Genomic DNA, 6,556 nt, shown 5'->3' with positions numbered 1-6,556 from the left:
AGGCGTGCTCCGGCGACGGCACGATCAAGATCGAGATGAACTTCCTGCCCGACGTGTACGTCGACTGCGAGGTCTGCCACGGCAAGCGCTACAACCGCGACACCCTGGCCGTGCACTACAAGGGCAAGAACATCGCCGAGGTCCTCGAGATGCCGATCGAGGAGGCGGCGGAGTTCTTCGAGCCGATCCAGGCGATCCATCGCTACATGAAGACGCTCGTCGACGTCGGCCTGGGGTACGTGCGTCTCGGGCAGTCGGCGACCACGCTCTCCGGCGGTGAGGCGCAGCGCGTCAAGCTCGCGACCGAGCTCCAGCGCCGCAGCAACGGCCGCTCGATCTACGTGCTCGACGAGCCGACCACCGGGCTGCACTTCGAGGATGTCCGCAAGCTCCTCGAGGTGCTCAACGGGCTCGTGGACAAGGGCAACACTGTCATCGTCATCGAGCACAACCTCGACGTGATCAAGTCGGCGGACTGGGTCATCGACCTCGGTCCGGAGGGCGGGTCCGGGGGCGGTCAGATCGTCGCGACGGGCACCCCCGAGCAGGTCGCGCGCAATGCCGAGAGCCACACCGGGGCCTTCCTCGCGGAGATCCTCGGCACGGCTCCGGCGAGCGCGCGTCCCGGCGCACGGCGGGCGCTCGAGCGCAAGGCGGGCTGATGGCGACGGAGCTCCCGTACAAGCCACGGCCGGGGGAGATCCCGACCGACCCCGGTGTGTACCGGTTCCGCGACGCGCAGGGGCGGGTGCTCTACGTCGGCAAGGCGAAGAACCTGCGGCAGCGGCTGTCGAACTACTTCGCCCCGTTGCGGACCCTGCACGAGCGCACCCGGCGCATGGTGACCACTGCGGCCTCGGTCGAGTGGACGGTGGTGCCGACCGACGTCGACTCGCTCCAGCTGGAGTACATGTGGATCAAGGAGTTCGATCCGCCGTTCAACGTCCGCTACAAGGACGACAAGTCGTACCCGTTCATGGCGATCACACTCGCCGACGAGGCTCCCCGGGTGATCGTCACCCGCAATCGCAAGATCCCTGGCGCCAAGTACTTCGGGCCCTATCCGAAGGTCTGGACCGTGCACGACACGATCGACCAGATGATCAAGGTCTTCCCGATCCGCACCTGCAGCGACGCGAGCTACCGCAAAGCCATGCAGACCGGGAGACCGTGCTTCCCTGGGCAGATCGGCAAATGCGGTGGGCCCTGCTCGATGACGGTGACGATCGAGGATCATCGGGCGATGGTCGACGACTTCATCGCCTTCATGGAGGGTGGCGACGAGCGCTTCACCCGATCGCTGACCCGGCGCATGCAGGAGGCGTCGGCCGCGATGGACTACGAGAGCGCCGCGAAGTACCGCGATCAGCTCGCCTCCATCGAGGCGGTGCTGGGACGCAGTGCGCTCGTCCTCCCGCAGGACGAGGACGCCGACCTGTTCGGGATCGCCGAGGACGAACTGTCGGCCGCCATCCAGCACTTCGTGATCCGGGGCGGCCGCGTGCGAGGCGTCCGTGCCACCACGCTCGACAAGGAGATCGACATCGGCGGCGCCGAGCTCGTCGACCAGATCCTGCAGCGCACCTACGGCGAGGCGAGCGGCGAGCAGGTTCCCAAGCGCGTGCTCGTCCCCGTGCTCCCGGACGATGCCGCAGAGCTCGAGGAATGGCTCTGGGAGCGCCGCGGCAAGAAGGTCGAGATCGCCGTCGCGCAGCGCGGTCAGCGGGCCGAGCTCATGCGCAACGCCACCCTCAACGCGCAGCAGGCCCTGATCCGGCACAAGACCCGCCGGTCGAGCGACTACACCACACGGACCCAGGCGCTGACCGACCTGCAAGAGGCGCTGGGGCTCGACGAGGCGCCGTTGCGCATCGAGTGCTACGACATCTCGCATCTCGGCGGCACGAACGTGGTCGCATCGATGGTGGTCTTCGAAGACGGTCTGCCGCGCAAGGACCAGTACCGCTCGTTCAACATCGCGGAGACGACTGACGACACCGACTCGATGTACCAGGTGCTGCGCCGTCGTCTCGCGCACATCGACGCCCCCGAGGAGACCCTCCCTGTCACGGAGTCCGTCGTCTCCGAGGACGGATCGGGCGAGGAGCTCGTCGTCACCGAGCGACGCAGGCCGCGCTTCGCCTACCCTCCGCAACTGCTCGTCGTCGACGGCGGGAAGCCGCAGGTCGAGGCGGCGGCGAGGGCATTGCGCGACGCGGGGCGCACGGACATCGGGCTCGTCGGCATCGCGAAGCGCCTGGAGGAGCTCTGGCTGCCCGGCGAGGACTATCCGGTCATCCTGCCGCGCACGAGCGAGTCGCTGTACCTGGTGCAGCGGCTCCGCGACGAGGCGCACCGGTTCGCCATCACCCATCAGCGCAAGCGCCGCAAGCGGGACATCACGTCGATCCTGGGCGAGGTGCCGGGTCTCGGCGCCGCACGCATCAAGACGCTGCTGCGCCACTTCGGATCCGTCGCCGCTCTGCGCAAAGCGACCTCGGCGGAGATCCAGGAGGTGCAGGGCATCGGTCCGGCGCTCGCGGAGGCGATCCGCACCCATCTGGCGTCGACGGCGAGCAGCACGATCCGCGACGCCGGGGACGGCACCGTCGCCCTGGATCCGCCGCCCGCTCCGTCCCCGACCGCCGCCGCGCCTCGATAGGCTGGTCCTGAGCGAGGAGGACAGCACATGAGCGCCGACCAGGGCGAATTCCTGATCGTCACCGGGATGTCGGGCGCGGGGCGCTCGACCGTCGCCAACGTGCTCGAGGACCTGGGGTGGTACGTCGTCGACAATCTGCCGCCGCAGATGCTGCGTCCGTTGCTCGACCTCGCGAACCTCGGCGGCGCGGCGCTGCCCAAGGTCGCTGCCGTGGTGGACGTGCGCGGTCGCGATCTCTTCGACGGCTTCCCCGGCGTCGCGCGCGCGCTGCGCGAGCACGGATCCGTGCAGGTCGTGTTCCTCGATGCATCGGACGACGTCCTGGTGCGTCGGTTCGAGTCCGTCCGGCGCCCGCATCCCCTGCAGGGCGACGGAACCCTGCTGGACGGCATCCGGGCCGAGCGGACGCGGGTCGCCCCGCTGCGCGAGGCCGCAGACATCGTCATCGACACCTCCGACTTCAACGTGCACCAGCTCGCGACCAAGGTGACGGAGGGCTTCGCCGAGGCCGGCGCGGCGCGGCACAAGCTCACGGTCATGAGCTTCGGATTCAAGTACGGTCTGCCCTCGGACGCCGACCTCGTCGCGGATATGCGGTTCCTGCCGAACCCGTTCTGGATCGACGAACTGCGCGGATCCACGGGGTTGGACTCCGAGGTCAGCGACTACGTGCTCTCGCGGGACGGCGCGCACGAGTTCCTCGATGCCTATGTCGCGGCCCTGGCCCCGATCCTGGAGGGCTACCAGCGGGAGAACAAGAGCCACTCCGTCGTGGCGATCGGGTGCACCGGAGGCAAGCATCGTTCGGTGGCGATGGCGGAGGAGCTCGCCCGCCGCATCGGCCAGACGCCGGGTATCGCGGTGACCGTCCGGCACCGCGACCTCGGGCGGGAGTGAGCCCTCGGTCGTGGGCGCGGAGCCGACGACCGGTAAGCTGATCCCTTGCGCCGCAATCCGGCGCGGTCCGAGAGAAGGAGACCCGTGGCACTCACCACCGACGTCAAGGCAGAGCTCGTCAGCATCCGGAACGCACCGCCCTCGGTGCGCGTCGCGGAGGTGACGGCGGTCCTGCGTTTCGCCGGAGGGCTGCACCAGATCGCCAACCGCATCGCGGTGGAGGCGGAGGTGGATGCGGAGCTGCTGGCACGGCGCGTCGCCCGCGACCTGGCCGAGCTCTTCGGCGTCCGCCCCGAGATCGCGCCGATCCAGGGGGCGTCCAGCCACGACGGTGCGAAGTACGCGGTCCGCGTGATCGGCGCGGGCGAGACCCTCGCGCGCCAGACCGGGCTGCTCGACCAGCGCCGCCGCCCCGTGCGCGGACTGCCCAACCGTCTCACGACCGGCTCCCGTGAGGAGCTCGCCGGGCTCTGGCGCGGGGCGTTCCTCGCCGCGGGATCGCTCAGCGAGCCGGGACGCTCCGCCGTGCTCGAGGTCGCCTGCCCGTCGTCCGAAGCGGCGATGGCCCTGGTCGGAGCCGCGCATCGCATCGGCATCTCGGCCAAGGCGCGCGAGGTCAGGGGTATGCCGCGTGTGGTCATCCGCGAGGCCGAGGGGATCCGCGCGCTGCTCACGCTCATGGGTGCCACGAAGACCGCTGCGGCCTGGGAGGAGATGCGCCAGCGCCGCGAGGTGCGGGCCGGCGTGAACCGGCTGGTGAACTTCGACGACGCCAACCTGCGCCGGTCGGCGCAGGCCGCGGTCGCCGCGTGCGCCCGCGTCGAGCGCGCCCTGGAGATCCTCGGCGACGAGGTTCCCGAGCATCTCCGCACGGCGGGCGAGCTGCGCCTCGCGCACCGCGACGCCAGCCTCGACGAGCTCGGCCACCACGCCGACCCGCCGCTCACGAAGGACGCCGTCGCCGGACGCATCCGCCGCCTCCTCGCTATGGCCGACAAGCGCGCCCAGACCGAGGGGATCCCGGGTACCGAGGCGGCCGTGCCTGCGGGCATCGACCTCTGAATCGACCACCCCTTCCGCCCTGCGAAAACGCGCCCCGCGCCCTCCGGATCCCCTCGTCACACGGGGAAGGATCCCCGCGCGGGGCGCGTTGCCGTCACTAGGATGGAAATCGTCCGCCCCGCGCGCACACGGCGTCGTGGGGGACCGGCAAGCGCCGCGAGCGCGGCGCGGATTGGATGGCATCGACATGGTGAAGTACACGCTCCCCGACCTTCCCTACGACTACGCGGCGCTGGAGCCGCACATCAGCGCCAAGATCATGGAGCTGCACCACGACAAGCACCACGCCGCCTATGTCGCGGGAGCCAACACCGCGATCGAGCAGCTCGCCGAGGCGCGCGAGAAGGGCGACCACCCGACGATCAACCAGCTCGAGAAGAACCTGGCGTTCAACCTCGGCGGACACGTCAACCACTCGATCTTCTGGACGAACCTGTCGCCGAACGGCGGTGGCGAGCCCGAGGGCGAGCTGAAGGCGGCGATCGACGATCACTTCGGCTCGTTCGCGAAGTTCCAGGCGCAGTTCGCCGCGGCGGCCCTCGGCATCCAGGGGTCGGGCTGGGCGGTGCTCAGTTGGGACCCGATCGGCCAGCAGCTCATCACGCAGCAGCTGTTCGATCAGCAGTCGAACACCGCGCAGGGCACGATCCCGCTGTTCCAGCTCGACATGTGGGAGCACGCGTTCTATCTCGACTACCTCAACGTCAAGGCGGATTACGTCAAGGCCGCGTGGAACATCGCGAACTGGGAGAACGTCGCGCAGCGCTTCGAGGCCGCGCGCGTGAAGACCGACGGACTGCTGGTACTGTCGTAAAAGATGGGCGTCCTGACGGGCGAAAAGCCCGTCAGGACGCCGTTGTCCGTGCAATCTGCAAGAATCACGCAATTCCTTCAGTAAGAAACAGGAGACTTTCGTGTCTGTCAAGATCGGTATCAACGGCTTCGGCCGCATCGGACGAAACTACTTCCGCGCAGCACTCGAGCAGGGCGCAGACCTCGAGATCGTCGCGGTCAACGACCTCACGGACAACAAGACCCTGGCGCACCTGCTGAAGTACGACTCCGTCGGCGGCGTCCTCGACGCGGACGTCAGCTACGACGACGAGAGCATCACGGTCGACGGGCACCACATCAAGGCGTTCGCCGAGCGCGACCCCGCGAACCTGCCGTGGGGCGAACTGGGCGTCGACATCGTGATCGAGTCGACCGGCTTCTTCACCAACGCCGAGCTGGCCAAGAAGCACATCGAGGCCGGCGCCAAGAAGGTCCTGATCTCCGCGCCCGCCACGGGCGACGACGCGACCATCGTGATGGGCGTCAACGAGGAGACCTACAACCCCGAGACCGACCACATCATCTCCAACGCGTCGTGCACCACGAACTGCCTCGCCCCCCTGGCGAAGGTGTTCAACGACGAGTTCGGCATCGTCCGCGGCTTCATGATGACCGCGCACGCCTACACCGCTGACCAGAACCTGCAGGACGGCCCGCACAAGGACCTTCGCCGTGCCCGCGCGGCCGCGATCAACATCGTCCCCGCCTCGACCGGTGCGGCCAAGGCGATCGGCCTGGTCCTGCCCGAACTGAACGGCAAGCTCTCCGGCTCCTCGTACCGCGTCCCTGTCCCGACCGGATCGATCGTCGACCTGACGCTCATCACGGACCGTGACGACCTCACCGTCGACGAGGTCAACGCCGCCTACGCAAAGGCCGCCGCCGACGGGCGCCTCTCGGGCTTCCTGCAGTACAACGAGGACGAGATCGTGTCGAGCGACATCCAGGGCAACCCGCACTCCTCGATCTTCGACGCGACCCTCACCAACGTCTCCGGCAACCTCGTGAAGGTCTCGAGCTGGTACGACAACGAGTGGGGCTACTCGAACCGTCTGGTCGACCTCACCGAGTACGTGGCCGAGCGTCTCTAAACTCAGACAC

Annotated in this window: 6 protein-coding genes; all 6 read left to right on the top strand. The window is 68.6% G+C overall.

Annotated features, from left to right (window positions below):
* Positions 1 to 662 (top strand): ATP-binding cassette domain-containing protein (locus Q0P88_RS10450; protein WP_295013841.1); only part of this gene is annotated, 662 nt, incomplete at its 5' end.
* Positions 662 to 2,662: an excinuclease ABC subunit UvrC gene (uvrC, locus tag Q0P88_RS10445; protein ID WP_295013839.1), complete on the top strand. Its 2,001-nt coding sequence runs from the start codon at positions 662 to 664 to the stop codon at positions 2,660 to 2,662. The genes Q0P88_RS10450 and uvrC, both read left to right, overlap by 1 nt.
* A 27-nt stretch (positions 2,663 to 2,689) precedes the next feature.
* A complete protein-coding gene (gene rapZ, locus Q0P88_RS10440; RefSeq protein WP_295013837.1) occupies positions 2,690 to 3,559 on the top strand; it encodes an RNase adapter RapZ in 870 nt (289 codons plus the stop codon).
* Between the two features lie 84 nt (positions 3,560 to 3,643).
* Positions 3,644 to 4,621, top strand: coding sequence for a DNA-binding protein WhiA (whiA, locus tag Q0P88_RS10435; RefSeq protein ID WP_295013835.1), 978 nt, complete (start codon positions 3,644 to 3,646; stop codon positions 4,619 to 4,621).
* Between the two features lie 187 nt (positions 4,622 to 4,808).
* A complete protein-coding gene (locus Q0P88_RS10430) occupies positions 4,809 to 5,435 on the top strand; it encodes a superoxide dismutase (RefSeq protein ID WP_295013833.1) in 627 nt (208 codons plus the stop codon).
* Positions 5,436 to 5,535: 100 nt separating this feature from the next.
* Positions 5,536 to 6,546, top strand: a complete 1,011-nt coding sequence (gap, locus tag Q0P88_RS10425; protein ID WP_295013831.1) for a type I glyceraldehyde-3-phosphate dehydrogenase — start codon at positions 5,536 to 5,538, stop codon at positions 6,544 to 6,546.
* Positions 6,547 to 6,556: the final 10 nt, after the last annotated feature.

This window comes from uncultured Microbacterium sp. (genome assembly GCF_945952435.1).
Lineage (GTDB): Bacteria > Actinomycetota > Actinomycetes > Actinomycetales > Microbacteriaceae > Microbacterium.
Note: the sequence above shows the minus strand (reverse complement) of the source record. Positions and strands in the feature narration are given on the sequence as shown.